This window comes from Streptomyces sp. NPDC012769 (assembly GCF_042901205.1).
GTDB lineage: Bacteria > Actinomycetota > Actinomycetes > Streptomycetales > Streptomycetaceae > Streptomyces.
The window spans coordinates 1,212,701-1,238,513 of sequence record NZ_JBIBCP010000003.1; the positions used below are offsets into that span (position 1 = coordinate 1,212,701).

21 protein-coding genes and 1 pseudogene are annotated in these 25,813 nt (G+C 71.2%); 14 read left to right on the plus strand and 8 right to left on the minus strand.

The features are described 5' to 3' along the window. The first annotated feature begins 203 nt into the window (after window positions 1-203). Window positions 204-497: a hypothetical protein gene (locus ACFY7C_RS20875; protein ID WP_389652474.1), complete on the plus strand. Its 294-nt coding sequence runs from the start codon at window positions 204-206 to the stop codon at window positions 495-497. Window positions 498-590: 93 nt separating this feature from the next. Here the strand turns inward: ACFY7C_RS20875 and ACFY7C_RS20880 are convergent, their stop codons facing one another. Further along, window positions 591-1,829, minus strand: a complete 1,239-nt coding sequence (locus tag ACFY7C_RS20880) for an FAD-dependent oxidoreductase (protein WP_389652476.1) — start codon at window positions 1,827-1,829, stop codon at window positions 591-593. A gap of 95 nt (window positions 1,830-1,924) precedes the next feature. On the opposite strand from ACFY7C_RS20880, the gene ACFY7C_RS20885 reads away from it, so the two are divergent. Continuing rightward, window positions 1,925-2,929, plus strand: a complete 1,005-nt coding sequence (locus ACFY7C_RS20885) for a helix-turn-helix transcriptional regulator (protein WP_389652479.1) — start codon at window positions 1,925-1,927, stop codon at window positions 2,927-2,929. 209 nt (window positions 2,930-3,138) lie between these two features. On the opposite strand, the gene ACFY7C_RS20890 is transcribed toward ACFY7C_RS20885, so the two are convergent. Together ACFY7C_RS20890 and ACFY7C_RS20895 are read right to left on the minus strand one after the other, a co-directional pair. Beyond that, window positions 3,139-3,492, minus strand: a complete 354-nt coding sequence (locus tag ACFY7C_RS20890; RefSeq protein ID WP_389652793.1) for a DUF4267 domain-containing protein — start codon at window positions 3,490-3,492, stop codon at window positions 3,139-3,141. Continuing rightward, window positions 3,393-3,842 carry an anthrone oxygenase family protein gene (locus ACFY7C_RS20895; RefSeq protein ID WP_389652481.1) on the minus strand — a complete coding sequence of 150 codons (450 nt, stop codon included), beginning with the start codon at window positions 3,840-3,842 and terminating at the stop codon, window positions 3,393-3,395. The genes ACFY7C_RS20890 and ACFY7C_RS20895 overlap by 100 nt, the downstream gene beginning before the upstream one ends. 91 nt (window positions 3,843-3,933) lie before the next feature. Here ACFY7C_RS20895 and ACFY7C_RS20900 point away from each other — a divergent pair, with 91 nt between their 5' ends. From ACFY7C_RS20900 to ACFY7C_RS20920, 5 genes are all read left to right on the plus strand, one after another. Further along, window positions 3,934-4,512: a TetR/AcrR family transcriptional regulator gene (locus ACFY7C_RS20900; protein ID WP_389652484.1), complete on the plus strand. Its 579-nt coding sequence runs from the start codon at window positions 3,934-3,936 to the stop codon at window positions 4,510-4,512. A gap of 230 nt (window positions 4,513-4,742) precedes the next feature. Next, window positions 4,743-5,420: a deaminase gene (locus tag ACFY7C_RS20905; RefSeq protein WP_389652486.1), complete on the plus strand. Its 678-nt coding sequence runs from the start codon at window positions 4,743-4,745 to the stop codon at window positions 5,418-5,420. Window positions 5,421-5,609: 189 nt separating this feature from the next. Continuing rightward, on the plus strand, window positions 5,610-6,188 hold the full coding sequence (locus ACFY7C_RS20910; RefSeq protein WP_389652489.1) for a fasciclin domain-containing protein: 579 nt from the start codon (window positions 5,610-5,612) through the stop codon (window positions 6,186-6,188). Window positions 6,189-6,270: 82 nt separating this feature from the next. Then, window positions 6,271-7,185, plus strand: coding sequence for an SDR family oxidoreductase (locus ACFY7C_RS20915; protein ID WP_389652492.1), 915 nt, complete (start codon window positions 6,271-6,273; stop codon window positions 7,183-7,185). Window positions 7,186-7,213: 28 nt separating this feature from the next. Beyond that, window positions 7,214-7,711 (plus strand): hypothetical protein, encoded by a 498-nt coding sequence (locus tag ACFY7C_RS20920; protein WP_389652495.1) that lies wholly within the window; start codon window positions 7,214-7,216, stop codon window positions 7,709-7,711. 22 nt (window positions 7,712-7,733) lie between these two features. On the opposite strand, the gene ACFY7C_RS20925 is transcribed toward ACFY7C_RS20920, so the two are convergent. Continuing rightward, entirely contained in the window at window positions 7,734-8,321 is a 588-nt protein-coding gene (locus ACFY7C_RS20925; RefSeq protein WP_389652498.1) for a hypothetical protein, read from the minus strand. A gap of 251 nt (window positions 8,322-8,572) precedes the next feature. Between ACFY7C_RS20925 and ACFY7C_RS20930 the strand changes: the two genes are divergently transcribed. Next, window positions 8,573-9,427, plus strand: a complete 855-nt coding sequence (locus tag ACFY7C_RS20930; RefSeq protein ID WP_389652501.1) for an alpha/beta fold hydrolase — start codon at window positions 8,573-8,575, stop codon at window positions 9,425-9,427. Window positions 9,428-9,502: 75 nt separating this feature from the next. Here the strand turns inward: ACFY7C_RS20930 and ACFY7C_RS20935 are convergent, their stop codons facing one another. After that, window positions 9,503-11,911 (minus strand): SpoIIE family protein phosphatase, encoded by a 2,409-nt coding sequence (locus tag ACFY7C_RS20935; protein ID WP_389652503.1) that lies wholly within the window; start codon window positions 11,909-11,911, stop codon window positions 9,503-9,505. Between the two features lie 196 nt (window positions 11,912-12,107). On the opposite strand from ACFY7C_RS20935, the gene ACFY7C_RS20940 reads away from it, so the two are divergent. Beyond that, window positions 12,108-13,904: an FAD-dependent oxidoreductase gene (locus ACFY7C_RS20940; RefSeq protein WP_389652506.1), complete on the plus strand. Its 1,797-nt coding sequence runs from the start codon at window positions 12,108-12,110 to the stop codon at window positions 13,902-13,904. 624 nt (window positions 13,905-14,528) lie between these two features. Here the strand turns inward: ACFY7C_RS20940 and ACFY7C_RS20945 are convergent. The 3 genes and pseudogenes from ACFY7C_RS20945 to ACFY7C_RS20955 form a co-directional block, all read right to left on the minus strand. Continuing rightward, window positions 14,529-15,746 carry a hypothetical protein gene (locus ACFY7C_RS20945; protein WP_389652509.1) on the minus strand — a complete coding sequence of 406 codons (1,218 nt, stop codon included), beginning with the start codon at window positions 15,744-15,746 and terminating at the stop codon, window positions 14,529-14,531. A 43-nt stretch (window positions 15,747-15,789) separates the two neighbouring features. Next, window positions 15,790-16,056 carry a hypothetical protein gene (locus tag ACFY7C_RS20950; protein ID WP_389652512.1) on the minus strand — a complete coding sequence of 89 codons (267 nt, stop codon included), beginning with the start codon at window positions 16,054-16,056 and terminating at the stop codon, window positions 15,790-15,792. A 392-nt stretch (window positions 16,057-16,448) separates the two neighbouring features. Continuing rightward, window positions 16,449-16,565: pseudogene (locus ACFY7C_RS20955) on the minus strand (IS5/IS1182 family transposase); the annotation flags it as partial. 237 nt (window positions 16,566-16,802) lie between these two features. On the opposite strand from ACFY7C_RS20955, the gene ACFY7C_RS20960 reads away from it, so the two are divergent. The 5 genes from ACFY7C_RS20960 to ACFY7C_RS20980 all read left to right on the plus strand — a co-directional run bounded on the left by ACFY7C_RS20960 (window position 16,803) and on the right by ACFY7C_RS20980 (window position 25,509). Beyond that, on the plus strand, window positions 16,803-17,348 hold the full coding sequence (locus tag ACFY7C_RS20960) for a DUF2785 domain-containing protein (protein WP_389652515.1): 546 nt from the start codon (window positions 16,803-16,805) through the stop codon (window positions 17,346-17,348). Between the two features lie 967 nt (window positions 17,349-18,315). After that, window positions 18,316-20,511: an MMPL family transporter gene (locus tag ACFY7C_RS20965; RefSeq protein ID WP_389652518.1), complete on the plus strand. Its 2,196-nt coding sequence runs from the start codon at window positions 18,316-18,318 to the stop codon at window positions 20,509-20,511. After that, complete coding sequence (locus ACFY7C_RS20970; protein WP_389652521.1) at window positions 20,508-21,113, plus strand: hypothetical protein; 606 nt, start codon at window positions 20,508-20,510, stop codon at window positions 21,111-21,113. The genes ACFY7C_RS20965 and ACFY7C_RS20970 overlap by 4 nt, the downstream gene beginning before the upstream one ends. A gap of 459 nt (window positions 21,114-21,572) precedes the next feature. Further along, the gene (uppS, locus tag ACFY7C_RS20975) at window positions 21,573-23,594 is read left to right on the plus strand and encodes a polyprenyl diphosphate synthase (protein WP_389652524.1); all 2,022 of its coding nucleotides are present in this window, start codon (window positions 21,573-21,575) and stop codon (window positions 23,592-23,594) included. A gap of 460 nt (window positions 23,595-24,054) precedes the next feature. Beyond that, on the plus strand, window positions 24,055-25,509 hold the full coding sequence (locus ACFY7C_RS20980; protein WP_389652527.1) for an NAD(P)/FAD-dependent oxidoreductase: 1,455 nt from the start codon (window positions 24,055-24,057) through the stop codon (window positions 25,507-25,509). Window positions 25,510-25,813: the final 304 nt, after the last annotated feature.

The following is a 25,813-nucleotide window of genomic DNA, read 5'->3' on the forward strand; positions in this document are numbered from 1 at the left end:
CGTGCCAGGCGATCTTGCCCGACCGGTGGCCGCCCTCGCGGCCGAGGAGGCCATCCGCTCTGCCCCGAGCGGCGCCGCCGGCGGGGGCCGCCCGCGCCTGCCAGGTGGAGCGAGCGGGCGTGAAGGGGGAAGCTGGAAGTGAGCGCGGCCGGGCGCCGAGGCGTGCCGCACGGCGTGCCTGCCCGGTCGGGAGAGGCCGCACCATGCGCATGCTGCTCAAGATCCAGATGGACACCGCAGCCTCGAACGAGGCCATCAAGCAGGGGGAGCTGCAGAAGCTGATCGAGGGCACGCTGGAACAGCTCGGCGCCGAGGCCGCCTACTTCACGGTCGACAACGGCTGCCGGACCGCCTTCCTGTTCTTCGACCTGGCCGACCCGTCACTGATGCCGAAGATCTCGGAACCCTTCTTCATGCGACTCGGCGCGAAGATCGACTACACGCCGGTCATGAACGCGGAGGATCTGCGCAAGGGCCTCGCCGAGCTCGGCCGCTGAGCGCCGAGGGCAATGACGGGGGCGGCAATGACGGCGGCGGCCAGCACGACGGCCGCGAGATCCGAGCCGTACGGCTCGCACCGACACTGAGCGTCACTGGCGCAGCCGCGCGGCCGCGGCCAGGATCGAGGTGGTCACGGACGTAGTGGCGGCGCCGAGGGTGGTATCGGTGGCCAGGATCAGGCGCACTGTTCTCATGGCCATGGTGAGGATCTCGCTGCCACGCCGCCGCATGCCCGCCTCGAACCGGTGCACGGCCTCGGTCAGTGTGACACCGCGGTCAGTGACGTCGCCCAGGTGCTGAATCAGTGCTGCGGCATCGCGAATTGCCGCGCCCGCCCCCATTCCGGCGGTGGGCGGAGTGGCGTGCACGGCATCGCCGAGCGCCGTGATCGGACCTGCGGCCCAAGGCGCGAGATCGGTGGCCCGGGTCGAGGCGGCGTTGAAACGGTACGCGGCCAGGCTGCGCGCGTCGGCGCGGGCGATGACCTCGAGCGTGGGCTCGGCCCAGCCGTAGTCGCGGAACCGTCTCACCAGGGCGGCCTGCAACGCGCCGTCGCGCAGCTCGCGCAGGGAATCGGTCGCGGCGGACTCGGGGAACATGGCGCCCCAGATGTAGGTGGGGCCGGTGGTGAGGGACATCCGCAGTTCGGGGGCGTCGAGCGCAGCGTTGCCGACCGGGTCGAGGAAGCCGACGTAGAGCGCCGCGCCCCGCGGTCCGATCGCCAGCCCCGACCGTGTTCCGAGCCGTCGCCGTTCACCGGGGCTCAGGTCCGCGCGGAGTGTGCGGCCGGAGAACCCGATGATGCCGGCCGGGCTGTTCGTGGGGCCTCCCGCCAGGTGCCGGGCGACCAGGGAGTGGGTACCGTCCGCGCCCACCACCAGATCCGCCGACACAGCCGTGGCGTCGGTGAACAGCACTCGGGGCGCGCCGTCGTCGCCCTGGCCGACACCGGACACGGTCCGCCCCAGATGCAGGTCCTCGCCGACCGCCTCGGCCAACAGCATGCGCAGGGTGATCCGGTCGATGTCGACGCCGGCAGCGCCGCCGAGAACCGGCCCGCGGCCCAGCAGCCGACCGCGACGGTCCCAGAACGCGTCGCGGTCGCGCAGCCGCAGCGCCGAGGCCGACGCCAGCAACCGCCGCATGATCTGCGGAGCCACCGACTCCCGGAGCGCTGACAGGGCCCGCTCGTCGAGGGTGATGTGGTAACCGCCCGTCGCCGCCACGTCGGTGTCGCGCTCGAGCACCGTCACCTCGTACCCCCGGCGTCGCAATCCCGCCCCCAGCGCGAGCCCGCCGATCCCGCCACCGACCACGACAACACGCATACCGAACCGTCCTCTTCCGCCGCTGCTGGCTTCAACGGACCCCACCGTGGCACCGGTAGTGGACACCCAGTGGCCACTACCGGTCTGATGGGACGATGGCGAGCACCTCACGACGCGCACTGCGGCTCCTGTCCCTGTTCGGATCGCGCCGACTGTGGCCCCTGCGCGAGCTCGCCGACAGGCTTGACGTCAGTGAGCGCACTGCCCGCCGGGACATCGAGACGCTGCGCCGGCTCGGATACCCGATCACCACCGTCCACGGACCCGATGGCGGATACCGGCTCGGCGCGGGGCACACCCTCCCACCACTCGTGTTCGACCACGATCAGGCCCTCGCGGTCGCGGTGGCCCTGCAGACCGCGCCCAGCACGGTGTTCGGTCTGGGAGACGACGCGGCGCGGACGCTGGTCGCCCTGGAACAGGCCATGCCCGCGCCGCTGCGGGCCTCCATGGAATCGCTACGCCTGACCAGGCTGCAGAACTACTGGGAGTTCCTGGCACCTCCCATCGACCCGACCGTGCTCACCGCCGTGGGAGCCGCGGTGCGTCACCGCCACGTCCTCGTCACGGAGAACCTCCGCGCCGATGGCTCACGCCCCGAAGCCGGCGACGACGACTTCCTGCCCGCCCGCCGCATCGAGCCCCACCACCTGGTCGTCTGGGCCGGCCGGTGGTACCTGGTCGCCTACGACCTCGAGGACGACCAGTGGCGAGTGCACCGCGTCGACCGGCTGCGTCCTCGACCCACGGCACATCCCTTCAGCGCCCGCGAGCTTCCCCACGGCGACCTCGCCCGCTTCGTCATGAGCAGCCACGACCGCGGCGACACCCTCGCCGCCTGGCCGTGCACCGGCACCGCGCGACTCGACCTGCCGGCCGACGTCGTCGCCCGCTGGGCACCAGGCGGCTCGGTCGTCGAGCACCTCGACACCGAGCACTGTCGGCTCACCCTCGGCGCCTGGTCCTGGGCCGGCGTCGCCGGAATCCTCGCCACCTTCGACACCGAGCTGACCGACCTCCACCCGCCCGAACTCGCACAGGCATGCCGACGCATGGCCCGCCGCTTCGCCACCGGCGCGGACGCCGAAGGAGGACCGTAACCATCGTCGTACGCGACCAGAGCTCCGGCAGAAGGGCTTCCTGACGGGCACTCACGGATGCCGGCACGCGCCGAGGTGGCCCGGCCGAGGACCGGGCCACCTGGATCGATCGGATCAGGCGGGCCGCAGGGCAGGCGTCGCGGGAGCGGCCGCGACCTTGCGGGTCTCGCGCACCATCAGCAGGCCGTTGACCACCATCACCGTCGCGGTCAGGCCGTGGACGCCGAGCGCGTGGCCGTGGAGCCGTGGTGGGCCAGCACGGCGGTCATGTCTCCGTACGCGACGAGGGCCTCCACGAGCAGCACCCAGGCCAGCGCCCGGCGGTGGCCCGTCACCAGCGGAACGCCCAGGACGAGGGCCAGGACGACGTCGCGAACTCCCTTGACGACCAGGAAGCCGCCGTCGTCGCCGTCGCCGGACGGCCGGCTCGGCAGGCCGAAGCCCGACGCCGTCGTCTCCGGGCTCAGGAGGCAAGGGCGGCGACCAGCAGGGTGAAGGCGGCGATGATGACGGCGACGCGGACGTAGTGGAAGCGGTCCCAGCGGTTCATCTGCTCCTTCCAGTCCTCGGGCCGGTTCTCGGGCGTCCACGTCTTGCCCCGGTTGTTGATCGGGACGAGCAGCAGGATCGACATGATCACGCTGATGATCAGCAGAGCGGCGGCGATGACGACGAGTCCGGTGCCGGGGTTGTCCCACCCGGCGACAGCCCAGGCGGCGGCGAGGGCGAGCGAGGTGATGTACCAGACCGGCATCAGGGCGCCGAGCATCCGGCCTCCGTGAGAGCGGCCGAGCTGTCCGCTGTCCTCAGGGAGGGCGTTGAGGATCGGATTGATGACGAAGGCGACGGAGAACTCCACCCCCACCATCAGGCCGACGAGCACGGTGGTGATGACCTGAAGTGCGTTGAGCATGACGACTCCTCCTGGGGTCTAGCAGCGCTAGATGATGAGGCAACGCTAGTACTGCTCCTGCTCGATTGTCTAGCGGTGCTAGGATCGAATCATGTCAGTACAGGAACGCAAGCAGCGCGAACGGGCGGAGCGTGAGCGCCTCATCGTGGCGACGGCCCGCGAACTCGCCGAGCAGCAGGGCTGGGACGCGGTCACCACCCGCCGGCTCGCCGAGCGCATCGAATACAGCCAGCCCGTCCTCTACAGCCACTTCCGCGGCAAACGCGAGATCATCGGCGCCGTCGCCCTCGAAGGCGCCGCCGAGATGGCCGCGGCGGTGCGCGCCGCAGCCTCCACCGCAGAAAGCCCGCGCGCGCGGGTCGCCGCCCTCGCCCGCGCCTACCTCGACTTCGCCGAACGCAATCCGGCGGTCTACGACGCCATGTTCCAGCTCGACGGCGGCCTGGCGTTCGCGCGGGAGGACACCCCTGAGCCTCTCAAGGACGCCTTCGCCGCCCTGCTGGAGAGCCTCGGCGAGGTCGCCGGGGACGGCGTCCACCCGGGGCTGTTCACCGAGGTGTTCTGGGCGTCTCTGCACGGCCTCGCGACCCTGACCCGGGCCGGACGGCTGCCGCCACAGGACACCGCGCAGAGGGCAGAGCTGCTGGTGGACCGGCTCGCCGTGGTCTGACCCACCATCCCGGCGGGCGCCCATCCCTGGCCCCCGGCCCCTCCGTCGCCTGCCTGCGGCAAGACCGACGACGCAGACTCGTGCACCCAGATGCGGCTCGTCGGCAAGTGCCGACGCCTCGTCGTCCGGAAGGTCGGTGCGGTGGTTGGTGCGGATCTCCCGCGGCCGAACGGCGACTCCGTGCGTTCGGACATCATGGGCGGACGGCAGGCTGTGGCTACGGTGCCGGGATGCCCGACACGTCTCCCGCCCTCCCCGGTACGAACCCCGCCTTCGCCGCCGCGTGGTCCGACCTCGGCCCCGCGCCACGACGCGCCCTCGAGCTCGCCCACCTCGCCTTGCGCACCGGTGGGCTCGCCGTCGGCGCCGTACTCACGGACGAGAGCGGGGCGCTGGTCGCCGAAGGGCGGAACCGGGCGTACGACCCCGAGGCCGCGGGTGTCGGGGACGGCGCGGCGGCACTGGTCGGCACCCCGCTGGCGCACGCCGAGCTGAACGCGCTGGCCGGAGCCAGGACCGGGTGGGACCTCGCCACGCACACGCTCTGGTCCACTCAGGAGCCGTGCGCCATGTGCGCCGCCGCGGCCGACTTCACCGGCATCGGCACCGTTCGCTTCCTCGCCGCCGACCCCTGGGCGCTGAGCACCGGCCGCCCGTCCGCATCCGAGCGGGCTCGCAGGTGCGCCGGACCCGTATGGCAGGCCGCCGCCACCGCGCTGTTCCTGCGCAGTGAGGTGGCGGCGGGCGGGGCGGACGGGCCGACCGTGCGGCATATGAGCGTCGAAGCACCCCTCACCGCCGCCATGGCCAAGGACCGCGGCTTCCCGGACGCGACCGACGTGGCCGAGCTGTTCACCGCCCTGTGGCCACGGCTGGTCGCCGCCGCCGCGGAGTGGACCTCCTCATAACCGTGTGTGCGGCGCAGGGAGGCACTCCGGATGCGATGGGCCCGTCCTCAGGGAGGATGGTCGGGAGGAACGGAAAAAAATCGCCGCCGATGCCATCCGAACGGCCGCTCGGGACGGAAGGACTGGGTGAGAGGACAACCGATCCACGGCCGCGGCCCCTCGGCGTCCGGCCGGTGTAAGGAGCACGTCATGAACACCCCGTTCACCCGACGCCGCGTCCCGGCCGCCCTGGCCGCCGTGGCCCTCGCGGTCTCGCTCGGAGCCCTCGCCCCCCAGGCGTCCGCCGAGGACGGCGGTGCCCCGTTCGGCCCGGGCTGCGCCTCGGTACCGAAGCAGGGGACCGGCTCGCTCGCCGACCTGGCCGACGACCCGGTGGCGACCGCCGCGTCGAAGAACCCGGCCCTGTCGACACTGGTGACCGCTGTCCAGAAGGCAGGCCTGGTCGACACGCTGAACAACGCGAAGGGCATCACGGTGTTCGCGCCGACGAACGACGCCTTCGCCAAGATCCCGAAGGCGGACCTGGACAAGGTCCTCGCGGACAAGGCCACGCTCACCAAGATCCTCACCTACCACGTCGTCGACGAGCCGGTGAAGAAGGCGGACCTCGCCGACGGTTCCTTCAAGACCCTGCAGGGCGGCACGCTCACCACCGCCGGGTCCGGCGACTCGTACAAGGTGAACGACACCGCCTCCGTCGTGTGCGGCGATGTCCGCACCGCCAACGCGACCGTGCACGTCATCGACACCGTTCTCATGCCCAGGTAAGGAGTGACAGACCCCGGGGCCCGGCGCCCGCCGGGCTCCCGTCCGCCGCCTTGTCGCTGATCACCACCGCACGGAGGCCGTTGTGACCCGTTCATGGGATACGCGCGGACGAACCGCCGTCGTCACGGGAGCCGCCCGAGGCCTGGGGGCCGGACTGGCCCGCTGCCTCGCCGACCGGGGGATGAGGGTGGCCCTGCTCGGCAGAGAAACCGCCACACTGGAGTCCGTCGCCGCGACGCTGCCCACGCAGAGCCATGTCGTCGAGGTCGACGTCACCGACGACGAGGCCATGCGCCGGGCCTCGGAGGACGTGACCCGTCATCTGGGGGCCCCGTCGGTCGTCATCGCCAACGCCGGCGTCGCCGAGGGCGGACCCTTCGAGACGTCCGACCCCGCCACCTGGCGCCGGGTCGTCGAGGTCAACCTCGTCGGAAGCGCCGCCACCGCGCGTTCCTTCCTTCCCGGGCTGCGGGCCACGCGCGGCTACTTCCTCCAGATCGCCTCGACCGCGGCCTTCGGCGCGGCGCCCATGATGAGCGCCTACTGCGCATCCAAGGCCGGAGCCGAGGCCTTCGCGCGTTCCCTGCGCGCCGAGGTGGCCCATGCCGGCGTCGCCGTGGGCGTGGCCTACCTGCACTGGACCGACACCGACATGATCCGCGACGTCGACCGTCACACCGTCCTGCGGGAGCTGCGCGGACACATGCCCGCCCCGGCCCGCCGCGTGTATCCCGTGGACCGGGTCGCGGCCTGGATCGCCCGCGGCGTCGACCGCCGCTCCTGCTCGATCTACGCACCGCCATGGCTCAGGATCGCCCAGGCCGGACGCCCCTTCTTCCCGCTCGCCGTGGACCTCCTGTCCCGGCGGGAGCTGCCGCGCCTCATGCGGGAGCACGCGTTCGACCAGACCGGACTGCTCGGTCACGGCGGCCGCATCGAGGAGGCATCGCTGAGCCGCACCGCCCCCGCTCCGGAGGGCGAGACCCGCGACCGCTGACGAGGAACCGCAGGCGCCGCCGCGGTTGATGACCCACGCACACGAGCACCTACTCCTGCTCGCGCTCGCCGCCACCGGCCTGGTCGGCTTGAACCTCTTCCTCGTCGAAGCCACCCGGCATGCCGCCCCCGCCGTTGTCGGCACCGTGATCGGAGCCGTACCCCTCGTCCTCGCCGGGCAGCTGACGGAACACCGGTGCCCCGCCCCGCACCGCCGGCGCCGCACTCGGCGCGGCCGTCGCCGCCGGCTTCGGCTCGGGCAGTGTGCCCGGCTCCTGCTGTCCCTCGGCGCGCTCGCCTGCGAGGTGGCGTTCTCCCTGATCACCGTCCCGCTGCTTCCGAGAATCGGCCGCCTGAGGGTCGCCGCGTATTCCGCCGCCCTATCCGTACCGATGCTGCTGGCGGCGAGCCTCGCCCTCGAGGGCCCGACCGCCCTGCGGCTGCCCATCCCCGGCGAGGCGGCTGCCAGGCCGGGGCCGGTCGACAGCGCCGGCTCTGAGAGGTTCCCGGGCCCCGAGGAGCGCTGACTCCTCCCGGTATCGCCGGCTGTCAGTCGAGAATGTCCAGGAAGTCCACACGGGAGCCCGCGTCGCGGGCGGTGCGGGACAGCATGGGGCGCGGGTCCGGGTAGGTCTCCGCCGCGGCCCTCGCGCGGACGATGTCGGGCCCGCCGCACGCCGCGACCGCGAAGTCGCCGAAAACCTTGGCGAAGGCGGCCGGATCGCGGAACTCCACGCCGTACGCTTGTCCGTCCAGCAGCGGCACCCACACCACCCTGACGACCCGGGGCCATGTCGACACCGGCTGGTCGTCCGCAGTCGATCGCCCCTCCAGCCACAGCCGCGCCACGTGCAGAAGGTTCACCTTTTCCATCGGCAGCCGCTTGCGCCGCAACCGGAATTCACGCGTCGTCAGTTCGACGCGCTGATCCTTCTTCGAGTACCAGACGACACCGACGCCGAACGGCCCCCACAGCACGACTCCGATCAACGGCCAGGCCACGGCGTCGCCCCACGACCGAATGAGCCCGCCGTCCAGCAGGTACAGGGCCCCGAAGACCAGAACCCACTTCGCCGTCATTCGCCAGAATCCGCTGCCCTGCCGGTACAGGACCCGTCGCTCGCCCGTCATCGCCATGCCCGCACGTTATCCGCAGCCTCGCAGCTCGCGTGAGGCGCCCTTCGCTCCACCTCGTCCGCTCGTCCGGCCTGCGCACGCCGCCGACCTTGATCATTGTCACTGGCTTTGTCGATCATGAGGTTGATGTCATCCGATGGGACGCCCTCTCCAATCCTGCCGAGAGCCACGTTTGTTGCCGGTGACCGCCGGCTGACGCCGGCGACGCGCGTGCCGCCGACGCCTCAGGACATCAGAAATGGAGCAGACAGATGCACCCGACCTTCGTACTGGTTCACGGAGCCTTCGCGAACTCCTTCTCCTTCGCGCCCCTCCAGGCCGAACTCGGCCTCCTCGGGTACCGCTCGGTCGCCGTCGACCTGCCCGGCCACGGCTTCCAGGCGACCTTCACCCGCGCCTACCAGTCGCCGCAGGACCCCGAGGCGCTCGCCACCGTGCCCGGCTCGATCAAGGGTGTCACCCTCGCCGACAACGCCGCGCACCTGATCGGGATCCTCGAACGGGCCAAGCGGAACGGCCCGGTGATCCTCGTCGCCCACAGTCGCGGCGGTGTCACCGTCACGGCCGTGGCCAACGCGCGTCCGGATCTGATCGACCGCGTCGTCTATGTCTCGGCCTGGTGCCCGGTCGACCTCGACGTCAACGACTACTACGCCGAACCGGAGATGGCCGCGGTCGATCCCGCCGCCTTCGCTTCGGCGCTGGCCGGAAACCCCGCCGAGCTCGGCCTGCTGCGCGTCAACTTCCGTACGGCGGACCCGGAGGTACTGGCTGCGTTCAAGGCGGCCTTCCTCGCCGACGGCACGGACGAGCAGTTCCTCACCTTCCTGAACACCTTCCAGCCCGATGAGAACCTGGACGTGGGTGGCTCCGCCGACCGGGCGCAGGCCGCCACCTGGGGCCGCATCCCGAAGACCTACATACGCCTGGCCGACGACGCGAGCCTGCCCCTAGCCCTGCAGGACCGGCTGATCCGCGAAGGCAACGAGCTGACGCCGGACAACCCGTACGACGTCCGCACCCTCGAAGGCAGCCACCTGAAGTGGCTGGTCGACCCGGCGCCGGCCGCCCGAGTCCTGGCCGACCTCGCGGCCTCGGCGGGATAGTCCGCGGCGAGGCGGCACCGGGGCGACAGGACCGGTGTCGTGGGGCAGCGACCGGGATCGGGCCGCGCGTGGCCGTCAGGTCGCCGGCAAGGCCTGTTCCGCCCAGATCGTCTTTCCGGCGGGCATGTAGCGCGTACCCCAGTGCTCGGTGAGCTGGGCGACCATGAACAGTCCGCGTCCGCCCTCTTCGTCGCTGCCCGCGTAGCGGGCGTGCGGGGAGGTGTGCTGCGAGTCCGAGACCTCGCAGATGAGGGACCGGTCCCGGATCAACCGCAGACCGATCGGCCCGGAGGCGTACCGGATGGCGTTGGTGACCAGTTCGCTGACCACCAGCTCGGTGGTGAAGGCCAGATCGTCCAACCCCCACCGGGCGAGCTGTTCCGTGGCCATCGAGCGGGCGTCTGCGACCAGGGCTGGGTCCGCCGGCAGCTCCCAGGCGGCCACATGGTGCGCCCCGAGCGCCCGCGTGCGCACGACGAGGAGCGTCGCGTCGTCCTGCACGCGGTCGGAGGACAGCTCCGCGACGATTCGGGCGGACAGCCGGTCGGGCGACAGGCCCCCCTGCTCCCCGAGGACGGCCGCCAACCGTTCCAGTCCCACGTCCCTGCCCTGCCCGAGGGCCTCCACCAGGCCGTCGGTGAACAGGACGACCAGGCTTCCCTCCTCGAGTTCCACCTCCGCGGTCTCGAAAGGCAGCCACCCCACGCCCAGCGGAGCCCCTGGTGGCAGACGGAGGAAGGTGGCCGTGCCTTCGTGCGGCTTCACGACGGCCGGTGCCAGGTGCCCCGCCTGCGCCCATGTGCTCTTACGGGAGACAGGGTCGTAGATCCCGTAGACGCACGTCGCCCCGGTGAGGTCGCTGCCGTCCGGGCTGTTCCCGTTCTGGCCCAGCGTCTCCTTGCCGACCTGGTCGTTCAGCCGGGCCAGGAGTTCGTCGGGCGCCAGGTCCAGCTCCGCCAGGGTCCGCACCATCGCGCGCAACCGCCCCATGGCGGCGGCGGCGTCCAGGCCGTGGCCGGTGACATCGCCGACGACGAGGCCGACGCGTGCGCCGGAGAGCGGAATGATGTCGAACCAGTCGCCGCCGGTGCCGAGGTGGTCGTCGGCCGGCAGGTAGCGGCTCGCCGCCTCGACCGCGCTCAGCTCGGGGAGCGAGCGGGGCAGCAGACTACGCTGCAGCATGAGCGCGGCGGTGCGCTCGCGGCGGTACCGCCGGGCGTTGTCGACGCAGACGGCGGTCCGCGACACCAGTTCCTCGGCCACTGCCCGGTCGCCCTCGTCGAAGGGTTCGGAGTCGTCGCCGCGCACGAAGGTGACCAGTCCCAGAGGTGTCTCCCGCACGCGCAGCGGGACGTACAGCCGGGGCGGGGCCGGGGTGGCATCCGTCGTCGGCCGACCCGAGGCCAGGCACTCGGCCTGAGGCGATCCCTCGGCGTACACGACCCGTTCCCCCACCCGGGACAGGTGCCCGCCGGAGTCCGCCACGCGTGCGAGGTTCCATGCCGCTACGGGCTTCAGTTCCCCGCCCTCGAGCACTTCCGCCGCTACGTCGATGGCGACGGCGTCGGCGAACTGCGGCACCACGATCTTGGCGAGCTCCTCTGCCGTACCGACCGGATCGAGCGTCGACCCGATCCGTGCGCCCGCCTCCGCGAGGAGGGCCAGGCGCTGCTGCGCGCGGTAGTGCTCGGTGATGTCTATGGACTGTTCGCACACGCCCACGGCCTCTCCCCGGCCGTCCACCAGCCGGAAATAGGACGAGGACCAGACGTATTCACGCCGGGGGTCGGCCGGAGCGCGCCCTCGGAACTCCACGTCGATGACCGGTTCACCGCTCTCCAGGATCTGCTGGATGAACTCCTCCGGCGGCACCTGGTGCTGGGCGGTGAGGACGTCGCCGGGAAAGAGCTCGCTCATGGAACGGCCCAACAGGGAGGTGAGGTCGCCGCCGAGCTCCCGGATGCTGGCCGCGTTCGCCCACAAGAGGCGCGCGTCGGAGTCGTAGATGGTCAGCGTCACCGGGGACTGGGCGACAAGTCCCTGCAGCATCGCCTGCCGGGTCTCCCACCAGCGCATCGCCTCCAGCTCAGCCGCCATGAGCACGGCGGAGGCGGCCACCCCGCCGGGCGCGGAGGTCAGGGAATGCAGAGTCACCACGAGGCGCACGGTGCCTCCGGAACGGTGCCGCGCGTCGACGATGGAACTGCGTGCCCCGCTGAGCCGCGGTCGCCGCGCCGGTCGCGGCTCTCCCGATCGGTCGCGATCACCGTGGGTGCCTGCGATCAGTTCCACTGCCCGGCGTCCCAGCACCTGCGAAGCCGGATATCCCAGGAGATTCTCGGCCCCGGGACTCCACCCGACGAGCACGCCGTCTGCGTCGAGCAGGGCGATGGCGGCCGGGGGCGGGCTGAAGGGGCCGCCTTCGTCTGCCTCGCCCGGCCCGGGGGCAGCGGAAAAAGCCATCCCGTCCATACACCCCATCATCACGCCGACCTGTCCGGACCGCAGTGTGATCGATCAACGCCAGGCGGCCGACACGCGGCGTCTGCGGGTGTGGGCGGCTGAAGGGGGCGGAATCGCGCCATGTGTGAATCGCGCGCGCGTGTGCCTTCCGGGACTCGCGGGACCGCCCTATGCTCCTGCGCCGGACGTCGGGTTACCGCCGGTAAAGGGGCTGGGGATGGACCGTATGGGCAACTCACGACGCACCTTCGTGGCGGGCGCGGCCGCCGTGACCGGAGCGGCCGCCACGGGGGGCCTCGGCCTCGGCGCCGTACCGGCCGTCGCGGCCGGGCCGTCCGCACCGCAGTCCGCACCGCAGTCCGTGGCGGTGTTCGGCGGCGGGGTCGCCGGCCTGACCGCCGCCCACGAACTGGCCGAACGCGGCTTCCGCGTCACCGTCTACGAACGCCGGGCGCTGGGCGGCAAGGCCCGCTCCATGGACGTGCCGGACAGCGCGCGCGGCGGCCGGCGCGCGCTCCCCGCCGAACACGGCTTCCGGTTCATCCCCGGCATCTACCACAACCTTCCCGACACCCTGCGGCGCATCCCGTTCCCCGGAAACGCCAACGGCGTCTGGGACAACCTCGTCGCCCCGGCGGAGATGTCCTTCGCCCGCACGGGCCGCGAAGATCTGCGCATCCCGCTCCCGTGGCCGGGCCACCGTCCCGCCGAGCTCACCCTCGACGAGATCCGCCGCGCCATGACCGCCGCCCTGGACACCGCCCACTCCATCCCGCTCCGCGAGACCGCGTACTTCGTCAACCGCTTCCTCGTCTTCCTGACCAGCTGTGACGAGCGGCGCGACGAGGAATGGGAGCGGACGCCCTGGTGGGACTTCCTGGCGGCCGAGCGGATGAGCTACGACTACCAGCGCATCCTGGCTGTCGGACTGACCCGCAACATCGTCGCGACGAAGGCCGAGGAGGCCAGTACGCGTACGGTCGCCACACTCCTGGAGGCCTTCGTCTTCAACGCCCTGGGGCGCGGCGCCGACGGGCCCCTCGACCGGATCCTGAACCTGCCCACGAACGAGGCCTGGATCGACCCCTGGGTGGCTCATCTCTCGGGGATGGGCGTGGAGTTCCGTATCGGCTGGACCCTGCGCGAGCTGGCCTACGACGCGGGAACCGGCCGGGTCGGGGCAGCCGTCGTCGAGGATCCGCAGGGCCTTCGCCGCTCGGTGACCGCCGACCACTACATCTGCGCCATCCCCGTGGAGCACGCCCGGCGGACCTGGGGCGCGGCGCTGCGGGCGGCCGATCCGCAGCTGGCGCGGTGCGACAGGCTGGAGACGGACTGGATGACGGGCATCCAGTTCTACCTGACCGAGCGCGCACCGCTGCTCGCCGGACACGCCAACCTCATCGACTCGCCCTGGTCCCTGACGGCGATCCAGCAGGCAGGCCACTGGCCGTCCCGCGACTTCCCCGCCGACTACGGCGACGGTGCCGCCGTCGACTGCCTCTCCGTGGACATCTCGGAGTGGGACCGACCCGGCATCCTCTACGGCAGGACGGCCAAGCAGTGCACCCGCACCGAGGTCGCCCGCGAGGTGTGGGCGCAGCTGAAGGCGGCGTTCAACGACGCGGGCCGTACGGTGCTGAAGGACTCCGCGCTGCACTCCTGGTTCCTCGACCCGGGCGTCGACGGCCTCGGCACACCCCACCCGACCAACGAGGACCAGCTCCTCATCCATCCGGTCGGCACGTTCCACAACCGGCCGCAGGCCGCCACCCGGATCCCCAACCTGTACCTGGCCGGCGACTACGTGGCCGTCGACATCGACCTGGCGACCATGGAAGGCGCCAACGCCTCCGCCCGCCAGGCCGTCAACGCCCTGCTCGACCGAACGGCCTCGACCGCCACGCGCTGCACGGTACGACCGCTCTTCCGCGCCCCCGAGATGGAAGGACTCAAGCGCCACGACCGGCTGCGCCACCGACTCGGCCTGCGCAACGCGCTCGACCTGGGCTGAGCCGGGCGCAGTCGCGTCGGAACCGGTTCGGCGTCGGCCGGCAGCGGTTCTGGGATCAGGCCGAGTTCCCGTGTACGGGCGACGGCGTCATCACGGGGCCCTCGCTGCCCCCGTACACATACCGGTTCCACCCCACGTACACGCTGAGCGAGTTCCCCCTCACGAGCCGGCGCCGAGCGCCTCGGTCGCGCAGCATGACCCGGATCAGTTGCGACCGGAAGGGAGACCTCCGCCTGTTCCGGCGAGAGCAGGCGGTCGTCGGCGTCGGCGAAGACCGGACCCCACACGGCCAGAGCCTCTGCTGTGTCGCTCACGGGCAGCTCAGGTCGTCGCCCGAGCTGAGCGTGGTCGAGTTTCACTGGGGGCTGCTCTGCCTGCCGCGGCCGGCGCAGGGGAGAACGAGGTGGACAGTGGCCCCTGTCGGAACGTATGGCGTGCAGGTCAGGGTTCCTTCGGCGCGGCCGGTGGGCCAGCCGGCCGCGCAGCGGAGTTCGACGTGCCGCCGGCCCGCGGCCACGGGGATTCTCGCGTCGAGAGGGTACGACGACCCGTCGACGGTGAGTGTCCAGTGGGCCGGGCCGGGGACCGTCACCCGGAGCGATTGCTCCGCAGGGGCCCGAGACTTCACAGGAACCTGAGAGATGTCAGGAAGTCGTTGAAGGAGTTCGTGCCCGTCGGGTTCGACGGAGCCTTGACCACCTGCACCATGCCGCCCGGATCGGAGACGGGATTCGTGTGCTGGTGGGTCAGATCTCTGATGACTGTGAAGAAGTCCGGCCCGATCGTCAACTTGAAGTGACCGTTTTCGTTATTGAAGTTGACTTCACAGAAGCAGTCGAGCACCTTGCCTGCGGGGCCGATGAAGATCATCGAGCTGAATTCGTCTTCGAGTTCGATGTCGTTCGTGAACCAGTCGTTCTGGATCACTGTAGTCTCGTTCAGGTCAGGGATGGCATCGGCGGCGGCGAAGGCGAAGTACGGGCTCGCGGCCAGGCTGCCGACCAGTGCGTCCAGTCGGAGCAGAAACGTCGCGAAACTGGCGAAGGACTTCAGGGAACTCACGGCTGTCTGAAGCGTCGAGAGCGTCGCGTTGAGCTGCTCGATGCTCCTCAGAGGAGAGTTGCCGGGAACAAGAATGAAGACGAAGCCGTCCTCGTCGTCGGACTTGGCCTGGAAGTTTCCGTGGCGGAATGCCGCGAGGAGCTTCGGAAGCGCGAGCGTGGGGACCAGGACGGGGACAGCCGGAAGGTCGATCCATTCGGTGCTCTTGTCGAGGACCTTGAGCATGACTCGAGCTTTGAGCTGACGCTTGACGGGCGGTGGAGCGAGATTGGTCGTGGTCAGTTCCTGAACCTCCGGCTTCAGGGCGACGGCGATATCGGTACCCTTGATCGTGGGAGTGGGACCGGTGTCGGACAACTCGCCCTGCGTGACGTTCCATTTCTCCCGGTCGAGGGGTTGGCCGTTTTCGTCCTGCACGGACCATTCGACGTCCAGCTGAACAGGCACCTCGGTCTCGCTGAGCATCGGTACCGTACCGCTGAGCTGCCCGAGAAGGCCCCCGACACCCGCCGGCGGGGTGACGCCGGACAGCGGCTGCCCGCCGAGGATGGCCCCTTCCAGCCCGGCAGGTGTGACCGCCTCCGCCGGCTTGGCATCGGCGTACCGCACATCCTTCGTGAGGAAAGTCAGATCGAGCTGACCCTTGAGGATCTCCACGATGTCGACGTTTCCCGGAGCAGGCGTGATGGTGCCGTTGAAGGCACAGCCGCCGGGCTGCGGTGTGACCACCGCCTTCATCGTCGCGGCGATGGACTTGAGGACCTGGACGGTGTCGGCCATCAGAGCGTCTCCATTTCCTTGTGGCAGCCTGCGGTACTCATGCTCACGCGCTTCCCTGCAGTGAGACGAAAAGGTCCTCTCCGCTGGCGAGCAGAAAGTCACCGACCTTGACGTCGATGAAGTCGTTGTGGCCTTCGAGCGCGATGAGCTTCAGCTTTCCCGTACCGGTGAAGTCGAGCCGCCAGCCGTCGTTGTGCGTCCCCATGGTGTGCGGCACGGGGATGTCCAGACGCTTCACCGTCCGCCTGTTCAGATAGATGGCGATGCGGTCGGTCGCGCGCACAGTGCCTGTCTGCTGCTGTTCCGTCACGGAGCAACCTCCGAAAGTCGATTCGTCCCTGCCCCAACGCTCCTGTGAATGGGCGCGAACCAGAATTCCCACATGGGCTGGAGTCGGGTTTGCATCGATGCTGACACGCCCTCGGATTGCAACGCCCTCCCGGCGCGCTTCCCGCGAGCCGTCAACAGGGGCAGACCACCGGCACACGGAGCGCGAGCCGGAGCGGTACTGCTCCGAGATCCCCCAGATTCCCTCATTCGCCCGGTTTATAGGCGGGTTCCTTCCGTCGCCGTCCATCGCCATTCCATCCCTGCTGGAGGCGGTGCCCGCGGAACGCCGAGGATCACGGGAAGCGAGGAGACGGCCCGCTCCTTTCGGTAACGGCCTTGGCCCACAACAGTCGGCCGTACGGATCGGTGGGTCGCGACGCCGGTACCGATGCCAAAGCCAGCGGCGAGCCGCGCGTAGGCGTCCCCACACCGCAGCTGGGCGAGGGCGAGCGGGGCCTGACGGCCGAAAGTCAGTCACCGCCACCGGGTCGACCTCACGTCGGGATCTGTCGGTGACCAGGGCCGGTTCAGAGGTCCTCAGAAGCCGCCGGAGCCAGTTGCGCTGCCGGACCCATGACTGCCCGACCTCTGGGAGGCCTGACCGGTCCGAAACCTATGGACCGAGGCGAGTACGACTCAAAGATTCACTTGATCACTGAGCGGACGGGTCTGCCCATCTCTGTCGGCATCTCGGCTGGTGAGGATCTACTCTGCCCGTCCTGATCGATGGGAAGAGCGTCGAGGCCGCTGACTGAGCCGAGCCCCGTGGGCCAGCCCATCGACGTCCTCACCCGCGAGCTGTCCCGCGCCCTGGCCGACCCCGATCCGCTGGTCCGACGGTGCGCCGTACACCGTCCTCGCGACCTGGATAGCTCGCGGGGCCATCGAGGTGTCCCGGCGGCTGGAGCTGGGGGACGAGATGGCGGCCCGTTTCACCGACCCGCAGGTCGAGGCCCGCACGTTCGCGCCTCTTGTGCTGGACATGCTGGTGGCCGCGGGGGATTTCAAGCCCGACTGGGGGACGCGCTCGAGCGCTGGTATCCGGGGGAGCGGGATCCGTGTGGCTACGACGGGATGCTCGGCTGGCTTCGCGCCGTGGCGCACGGCGCGGGCCTGCATGCCGGCTTCGGCCGCCACCCTGAGGTGGCGCCGGTGCGGATGCTGAACCTCGCCGCCGCGCGCCCGACGGCGCCCACCGACCACGTCTGGGACCAGCTGGAGGACGACCGCCTGGCCCGGGCGATCGCCCGGATGCTCACCTTCCCCGCCTGACCGAACGCGACGCCGTCGGCTGGCCGGACTCGATCGCCGACCGCTTCGGGTCCGACCGCATCAGCATCCCGGTGCCGGCCCACATCAGGAACTGCCCGCGCACCTTGCGCCTGCTCCACCTCCTCGCGGACCGGGGTGTGCGCCCTACCAGCGAACCGCCCGCCGAACCCATTCCCCACCGCGACGCGGCCGGACGGGTGCGCAGCCTCCACGGACCACGGGGATGGCGCCGACCGCGCTCGCCGGCCTCCCTCTCCGCTGAGCCATTCCGCCCCTCGTGCTCGGCGACGGCGTGGCCCCGCAAGCGCTTCTCCAAGGCGTGCATCGGAAGTGGATCTCGATGTCTGTTCTGTGCGCTGTGATACGGGCCAGCTCGGCAGAGCCGGCGTCGAGCAGGTTTCAGCGGCGTCGGGCAGGTACGGCTCCTGCCTCGCGGGTGTGGGCAGTGGCCCAATGGCGGATCTGCCGGCGATGGTGCGTCCGTACATCAGTGCCCGCGCTCAACGCCCCTCGACTCATGGGCGGCACGTCAGCTGGAACCGGCTTGTTCCCCAGGCCACGTGGAAGCCGGGGTCGCGGATCCTGGTGCTGCGGAACTGCGACGCAATTGCGGGCTATGCCGTGCTGGAGGGCCGGGCCTTCCGTGATCCCTTGGGGGCGGTGGCGGTGGCGGTGGACGAGCTGGTGGCCGAGGACGCTGCGGGCTCCAATGTCCGGCCACGGCCACTCGTTGATGCCCGCTACGAGGACCGGCGCCCGAGTCCTGCGGCAGATGTCCCAGGCGATGCCGGTGCGCGGCACGAACGAGGTGGCCTTCTCCGTGGTCGTTCCGGCCGCCGCACCGCCTTGCGCGACTGGTGGGGCGCAGGAGCAGGCCGAGGTCAAGGGAGGCACCCCCGCATGTGTGAACCAGACACGTTTCGGGGACGGTGCGGGACGTTGTGAGGTGGCGATCGTTGATCGAGTCGTGCCTGCCAACGAGGATGTCGCGGCCCGGTCCGAGCGAGGGGCCGGCTCCCGGCTCCGCGCGCTGTCGACGCGGTGGCTTCTGCTCGCGTGGGTCGTCACGGTCGTGGCCGCTGCGCTGGTCGTGCCCGTGAACGTCGGGCAGCTCAGGAGTGGGGCGCCCCTTATCGCGGACGGCAGTTCGTCGGAGCGTGCCGCCGAAGTCATCGAGGAGCGCATGCCGGAGCTGGGCGGCGAGCAGATCGTTCTCGCCTTCTCCTCACGGACGCTGACGCATGACGACGCGGCGTACCAGCAGGCGATGTCCTCCGCGGCGCAGGCTGTGACGGCCGTGCCCGGGGCGGGCCACGTCCTCGCCGTGCCCCACCACCCGCGGCAGGACGCCCGGCACGCTTATCTCTTGGTGGGTCTGCGAGGTCCGGCGGAGGAGCGGCTGACGACGATTCCTGTGGTCGGCGAAGCGGCCCGGCGCGCGGTGGCGGCCGGCTCCGGGGGCCGCGTCACGGTGGCGGTCACCGGCCCGACACCCGTGCTGAGCGAACTCATCGCCACGGATCTACGCGATCTGCGGTTCGTCGAAGCGGTGACGGTTCCGGCCGCGTTGGCGCTCGTGGTGTTCGGGCTGGGGTACGCCGGGGCCGCCGTGCTGGTCCTCGTCGCGGCCGGGGTCGGTGTTGTGGTCAGTGCGGGGGCGCTGGCCGCGCTGAGCTGGGTCGTACCCGTGGACACGATGACGCTGGTCGTGGCCACGACCGTCAGTCTCGGTCTGGGGCTCGACTACTCGTTGTTGCTGATGACCCGTTACCGCCAGAGTCGTGACGAGGGCTGCGCCCCGGACGAGGCCGCCGCCCGGGCGGTGAGCACGGCCGGACGGGCGGTGCTGTGGTGTGCCGGAGCGGTCGTCGTCACCAATGCGGCGCTGCTGACGGCACCGCTGGCGTTCATCCGGACGCTCGCCCTGGCGGCCGTCCTGGCCACTGTCGTCACGGCCGCGGTCGCGACGACCTTGTTGCCCCTGTTGCTGCCTCGTCTCGACCCGCTGCTGTCGCGCGGCCGCGTCCGGCGGGCCGGTGCCGGTTCCGCTCCCTGGGTGCGGTGGGCTCGTCATCTGATGCGCCGGCCGTGGCCGTACCTGATCGGTGCGGTGGTTCTGCTCGGCGCCGTGGCCGTGCCGGCGACGGGGCTGCGGCTGGGCGTGGATCTGGACCGGGCCTCGCTTGCGCATACGGAGGCAGGCGTCGCGCTGGTGCAGATGGAGAAGGACCATCTGGCGAACGTGACGCTCCTGGCCCTGCCGCACCCACCCGGCCACGGCCCGGTCGACACGCTGGAGCTGACGGAGGCGCTCCATGCCGATCCGCGGGTGACGGCGGCGATCGCGCTGGACAACGGCAGGGACCTGACCGTGGTCGCCGTGGCCGACGGAATCCCGGTGGACCACCCCGCGGCCGGCGCGCTCATCGATGACGTTCACCAGATGGCGGTCCGTACGCTGCCGCCCGGTCAGACAGTTCTGCGTGGTGGTCAGTCGGCCGTCATCGTCGATCTGCGGCACGCCACCGACCGTGCCATGTGGCAAGTCGCCGTGCTGGTCCTGATCGGCGCCTTCGTGCTCATGCTCGTCGTCTTCCGCAGTCTGCTCCTGCCTTTGAAGGCGATCGCCATGAACCTGCTGTCCACCGCTGCCGCCTTGGGCCTGCTCGTCGAGGTCATGGGGCACCAGGTGCACTACGGCGTGCCGCTGCTGGCCCTGACGGTCGTCTTCGGTCTGTCCTTGGACTACGAGGTGTTCCTCGTCCACCGCATCACCGAGCTCTATCGCAAGGGGCACATCTGCCGTGAGGCGGTCGCCCAGGGCGTGAGCTCGACAGCCCGGCCCATCACCCTCGCGGCCGCCGTCATGGCCCTCGTCTTCGCGGGACTGGTCACCACCCACCGCCAGGAGATCCAGCAGCTCGGCTTCCTCGTCGCGGTCGCGGTCCTGCTGGACGCCACTCTCATCCGGCTCGTGGTCGTGCCCGCCCTGATGCAGCTGCTCGGACACCGCAACTGGTGGCTGCCCCGTCCCCTCGCCCACCTCTGGCCGAACCCGCCGGCTCATGCCCGCGCACTTCCCGCTCCCCGCCCCGGCAGCTCCGCGATCGACACCGCCGCGCCCGAACCGTCCTCCCCACGTGAAGGGAACACCACCGCATGACCAGCCTCATGGGCACCAGCAACACTCCGCGCCGCCACTCGATGGCCGCCGCGTTCGTCATGGCCGCCGCCCTCGCCGCCCCCACCCCGGCCTCCGCACACGTACCCCTGACCGCCGCCCCGGCCAATGCGCGCTCCGCCGCTCTGACGTGCAGGGTGTCGACCTCCGCGGACCGGCCCATCACGTTCACACCTCCGCTCACGCTCCGGCAGCGTTCCACGCGCATCACCGCCACCCTCCGGCTGACCGGCTGCACCGATGCCCACGGCAAGCGCGTCGCGCGCCTGCACAGCGGCACCCTCACCACGCAGGGCACCGCGCAGGCCGGCTGCACCAGCGCCCGCGACATCAAGGGATCCGCCACCATCACGTGGTACGACGCGGCCGGCCGTAAGACGGACACCTCCACCATCCAGGGAGCGCGACGCGCCGTCAGCAGCTACAACCCGGGCGACGCCCTCCTGGGCGGGAAGGTCACCGCCGGAGCGCTCCAAGGCACGACCCTGTCCGGCACCGCCACGCCCACCAGCGACGTCAGCAGCTGCACCGGCAGGGGACTGCACAGCCTGCGGGCCGCCGGAAAGCTCAAGTTCCTGCGCTGACCCGCGCCCGCCCCCTTTCCCTCCGGTGGCCGGCAGCCCTCGGCGGCCCGCGAAGTGAAGCGACTCGCCGGCCGACACCCGCCACTCGCCACTCGCCACCCGCCACCCGACGGCACGGGCCACGCCAGGCGAGCTGTCGACGTGCTGCCGGCAACCCTCGCGGACCGCATTCGGGTGACGGCACGGACCCAGCCGTTGCGCGCCGCTGATCTGCGCAGTTGAAGACACGCAGCGGCCGAGGAACGTGCCATGGGCCCGCCGCGCCAAGCGCAGGCACCTCACCCCGTTCCCGGCCGCTTCGCCACCCGAACTCATCCACCGCTCCTCTCTTCCCCCACTCACTTCGTCCGCAGCCGGAACGACATCGCCGTAGAACGACATCGCCGTTTCGGAGTGCCCCCGCCCAGCGGCTCCCGACGTCCGCCGGGAGCCGTTGTGGCCGAGCCGTAAGGAGCCCTCGTGTTGTCCTCGGTCTACCGCAAGGCCGCCATCCGCGACCCCGAGTTGATCCGGGCCTATGAGGCCTGTCGCGTGATCACCCAGCGGGCGGGGGGTGTGGAGTACGCCGTCTCGCAGCTGATGCTGCCCGCGTTGCGCCCGGCGATGTGGGCGCTGTACGCGTGCGGACGGGTCACCGACGACCTCGCCGACACCGGCCCGGACGACCCGGAAGGCCGCGCGGCCCGGCTCAAGCGGTGGGTGGCCGACCTGGAGGACGACCTCCGTCAGGGAACCAGCAGCGACCTCGTGCGGCGTGCAGTCGTCCACACCCTCCACCAGTGGAACCTTCCCGCCGCCGGCTGGCACCGGGTACTGGCCGCCCACCACCAGGACATCGACGGGCGCCGCTTCACCACCTGGGACGAGTGGAGCGGCTACTCACAGGCCGTCAACGCCCTGTACGTCATGCAGGGCGCCCTGGTCCTCAACGGGGCCGGCATGTCCGTCCCGGTCCGTCTCGGGCACATCGACCTGAACGGCTGGATGGGCACCTTGCGCAACCTGGTGGCGGTGGAGGGACCGGGCGCCCCCGTGCCCTACCACCTGGGAGGCGTGGGACTGCGCACCTGGCAGTTGTGGCTCGACGCGTTCAGCCTCACCGACACCCTCGAAGACCTCGGCCAGGACGCCGTACAAGGGCGCGTCATGCTGCCCGACGAGGCCCTCGAGGAGTTCGGCGTGCGCGCCGAGGACCTGCTCGCGGGCCGCTGCACACCCGCCGTACGGACCATGGTGGACGAGCTGGCCGTACGGGCCGAGCGCTGGTTCACCACAGCGGCACCGCTGTCCGGCGGACTGCACCCGGCCCTCAGCATCGGCATCCAGACGGTCACCGCTCTGTGCAGGGCCCGGCTGGCCGGCATCCGGCGGGCCGACAATCCCCTGCGGCGCAGCCGGCCCGCGCTGTCCCGTACCGCTCGGGTACGCATCATGAGCTCTGCCCGTCTGCGGGCCGCGGTGGCGTGGAGTCTGTGCCCGGTGTCCGTCGGCCGGCACGAGCCGGCCCTGCCGGCCCCCTCGCCCGCCGCGGCCCCGCCGGCGGAGCCGTCAACCGCCGCCGGGCTGCAGTCGTCGCCTCTCCGGCCGCCCAGGCCGCATCCCTCCGGGGCCCGCCCGCCCAAGTTGCCGGCGGACAGCCTGCCCCGGCACGTGGCGATCATCATGGACGGCAACGGCCGGTGGGCCACCGACCGCGGCCTGTCCCGCACCGAAGGACACCGCACCGGGCTGGTGACGTCACTGACCGACGTGGTCTGCGGCGCCCTCGAGATCGGCCTGAGCCACCTGACCGTGTACATGCTCTCCACCGAGAACTGGAAGCGTTCCGTAGACGAACTCAACGTGCTGATGGAGCTGTTCACCGGCTCCTTCGCCGCCCCGGAGGACAGCGCCGATGCGATCGCCGCGATGGACGTGCGGATCCGCTGGGCCGGGATCTCGGCGGGTGTCCCGCCGGAGCTCGCCGCGGCCCTGACCGCTCTGGAACGCGACACGCACACCCGGACCGGGCTGAACCTCACGGTGTGCCTCAACTACGGCGGCCGGGCCGAGCTCACCGAAGCCGCCGCCACGCTCGCCCTCGACGCGGTCGCCGGCCACGTCGACCCCTCCCGCGTCTCCGAGCGTACGTTCGCCCGCTACCTCCACCAGCCCGACCTGCCGGACGTGGACCTGCTGATCCGCACCGGTGGCGAACAGCGCACCTCCAACTTCCTTCCCTGGCAGGCCGCCTACGCCGAACTGCTCTTCACCGACACCCTGTGGCCCGACTTCGACCGGCGCGACCTGTGGGCCGCCCTGGAGCACTACACGGGACGAAACCGCCGCCACGGCGCGGTCCCCCTCCAGCGGCCCGACACCACCGAAAGCCGTCCCGCCGACGGGCCCTGCGAGAAGACGGACGACGGCACGGCCATCGCCGCACCGACCTCGCGCGTCACCGCAGCCGAGGACGCCGTGACGCCCGCCACGCGGCCATGACCGTCCCCCACGGCCAGGAGGCCGCGACGGCGTGGGGTCGCTGGTCCGGACTCTGCTCGTTCCTCTTGGTGTGGCCGCGGGCCTTGCTCCTGCAGGTGGCCCACTCCGCCGTGGCCGCCGGCATCGAGCAGCACTCCGCCCACCGGGAAGACCCGTGGATGCGGGTGTACCGCACCCTCGACCGACTCCAGCGCCTCATCTCGACGGTCACGCTGCTTCCCTCCCCGGCCGCCACCGCGCCGGGCCTGGCGGGAGTCCACCCCGTGTACCGCCTGACCGCCCGAGCAGCGGCATGGTCCTGGAACGCCCTGCCCTGCCGCTTGCGCCATACGCCCCACGCAGCCCGGGCCATGAGCAACCGCGGCGCGGAGGCCCGTACCCCGCCGGGACGAGCAGACCTCCCATGGCCACGGCGAACTCGCCGAGCAGGTGTCCCGGCATTCCCTGACAGGAGGCACCCGTGACGACACTCACCCACGCCGTCGTCCTGGGAGGCAGTCTGGCCGGCACCCTGGCAGCGGCGGCGGCCGCCCGTCACATGGACCGGGTCACCATCGTCGAACGAGACGTCCTTCCGGACACGCCTGCGCCCCGCCCCGGCCTGCCCCAGGCCAAAAGCGCTCACATCCTGTGCTCGGGCGGCGTGCGGGCGGCGGAGGAACTGCTTCCCGGCATCACCGAGCAGTGGCTCGCCCACGGTGTCCAGCGTTCCGATGGCCTCGGTGAACAGCTGTGGCTGGCCGGACACGTATGGCTCAGCAGGGCGCCCGCCGGGCAGTACACGCTCTCCTGCAGCCGGGACCTGCTGGACCACGTCGTACGCAGACGGGTGCTGACCGAGCCGAGCATCACCCTGCGGACCGGTACACACGTGGAGGGGCTCCTCGGCGATCGGCGCCGTGTCACCGGAGCTGTGCTGCGCGATCGCCGGACCGGCCGGACGAGCACCCTGCACGCGGACCTGGTCGTCGACGCCACCGGCCGCGGCTCCCGCGCCCCGCACTGGCTCGCATCACTGGGACTGCCGAAGGTTCGGGAAACCACCCGACGATGGAAGGTCACCTACGCCACCCGCGCATTCCACGCCCCGCCAGGCGCCGCCGCCTTCCCGCTGGTCTCGCTGCTGCCGGACTTCTGTACCCCCGGCCCGCCGCGCGCCGGCATCCTCGCCCCCGTCGAGGACGGGCTGTGGCATGTGGTCCTCCTCGGCGGCGGCGAGGACCGTCACGACATGGGCGAGGACCGGTTCACGTCCTTCGCCCACCGACTGCGCCACCCTCTCCTCGGCGACCTTCTCTCCGCCGCCCAGCCTGCTGGTCCCGTTCACGCGGTACGTGGTCTTCGCTGGCGGCGCCGCCACTTCGGTCCCGTCCACCGCTGGCCCGACGGGTTCCTCGTCCTCGGCGACGCCGCGGCCACCTACAATCCGGTCCTGGCCCAGGGCATGTCCATCGCCGCCCGCAGCGCCCTCGCCCTGGCCCGCGGGCTCGCCGCAGACTCCCGGCCCGGCAGCACCCCCGCGGTCCAGCGCTCCATCAACCGCCTGACCCGCCAGGCGTGGACCGTCGGCGAGATCATCGGCCTGCTCTACCACAACACGACACTTCCCGAGGCCGGTCTGCGGTTCATCAGACACAACCACGAACGGCTCATGAACACCGCCACCACCCGCCCCGCCGTCACCCGGGCGGTCTTCGACGTCCTGTCCTCCAGCAGCCCGATCAGCCGCATCATGACCCCCCGCATCGCCCTCGCCACCCTCCAGGGCAGCAGGCAGCCACTGACCGCAGAGCCACCCCTGACGATGCAGGAACAGGCCGTGCTCACCACCGCCACCTGCCCGGCCGCACTCCCCGACCAGGCCGACCGGGCCACCGGCACCACGACAGCGGCATGCCGCAGGCCCGGACCATGACGGGCCGGCAGGATCAGGAAGACGCGGCTGCCGTACTGCGCGGAACCCTCCCTGCCCCCGGCCGCCACCACCAGTACTCCGGTGCTGGTCGTCGACTGCGCGTGGCTGCAGCCGGACGGAAGCCGGGGACGTCCGGCCCCGTCGAGCATCGACCGGCATGAGGGCGCCGATGCCCATGTCCTGCTCAAGGCGCAGGGGCGGCGGTACGGGCTTGTCGCCGTCGTCGGCTTCTCGCACCAGCGCGGCTCCGATCGGGCACGCCTGCTCCGATCTTGTACATGCCGCGTCCCGAGCTGCCGGGTGC

Bases quoted from the DNA above. Each gene is read 5' to 3' on its own strand.
- ACFY7C_RS20875 (WP_389652474.1), top strand. From the start codon at position 204: ATGCGCATGCTGCTCAAGATCCAGATGGACACCGCAGCCTCGAACGAG.
- ACFY7C_RS20880 (WP_389652476.1), bottom strand. From the start codon at position 1,829: ATGCGTGTTGTCGTGGTCGGTGGCGGGATCGGCGGGCTCGCGCTGGGG.
- ACFY7C_RS20885 (WP_389652479.1), top strand. From the start codon at position 1,925: ATGGCGAGCACCTCACGACGCGCACTGCGGCTCCTGTCCCTGTTCGGA.
- ACFY7C_RS20895 (WP_389652481.1), bottom strand. From the start codon at position 3,842: ATGCTCAACGCACTTCAGGTCATCACCACCGTGCTCGTCGGCCTGATG.
- ACFY7C_RS20900 (WP_389652484.1), top strand. From the start codon at position 3,934: ATGTCAGTACAGGAACGCAAGCAGCGCGAACGGGCGGAGCGTGAGCGC.
- ACFY7C_RS20905 (WP_389652486.1), top strand. From the start codon at position 4,743: ATGCCCGACACGTCTCCCGCCCTCCCCGGTACGAACCCCGCCTTCGCC.
- ACFY7C_RS20910 (WP_389652489.1), top strand. From the start codon at position 5,610: ATGAACACCCCGTTCACCCGACGCCGCGTCCCGGCCGCCCTGGCCGCC.
- ACFY7C_RS20920 (WP_389652495.1), top strand. From the start codon at position 7,214: ATGACCCACGCACACGAGCACCTACTCCTGCTCGCGCTCGCCGCCACC.
- ACFY7C_RS20925 (WP_389652498.1), bottom strand. From the start codon at position 8,321: ATGGCGATGACGGGCGAGCGACGGGTCCTGTACCGGCAGGGCAGCGGA.
- ACFY7C_RS20930 (WP_389652501.1), top strand. From the start codon at position 8,573: ATGCACCCGACCTTCGTACTGGTTCACGGAGCCTTCGCGAACTCCTTC.
- ACFY7C_RS20935 (WP_389652503.1), bottom strand. From the start codon at position 11,911: ATGATGGGGTGTATGGACGGGATGGCTTTTTCCGCTGCCCCCGGGCCG.
- ACFY7C_RS20940 (WP_389652506.1), top strand. From the start codon at position 12,108: ATGGACCGTATGGGCAACTCACGACGCACCTTCGTGGCGGGCGCGGCC.
- ACFY7C_RS20945 (WP_389652509.1), bottom strand. From the start codon at position 15,746: ATGGCCGACACCGTCCAGGTCCTCAAGTCCATCGCCGCGACGATGAAG.
- ACFY7C_RS20960 (WP_389652515.1), top strand. From the start codon at position 16,803: ATGGGAAGAGCGTCGAGGCCGCTGACTGAGCCGAGCCCCGTGGGCCAG.
- ACFY7C_RS20970 (WP_389652521.1), top strand. From the start codon at position 20,508: ATGACCAGCCTCATGGGCACCAGCAACACTCCGCGCCGCCACTCGATG.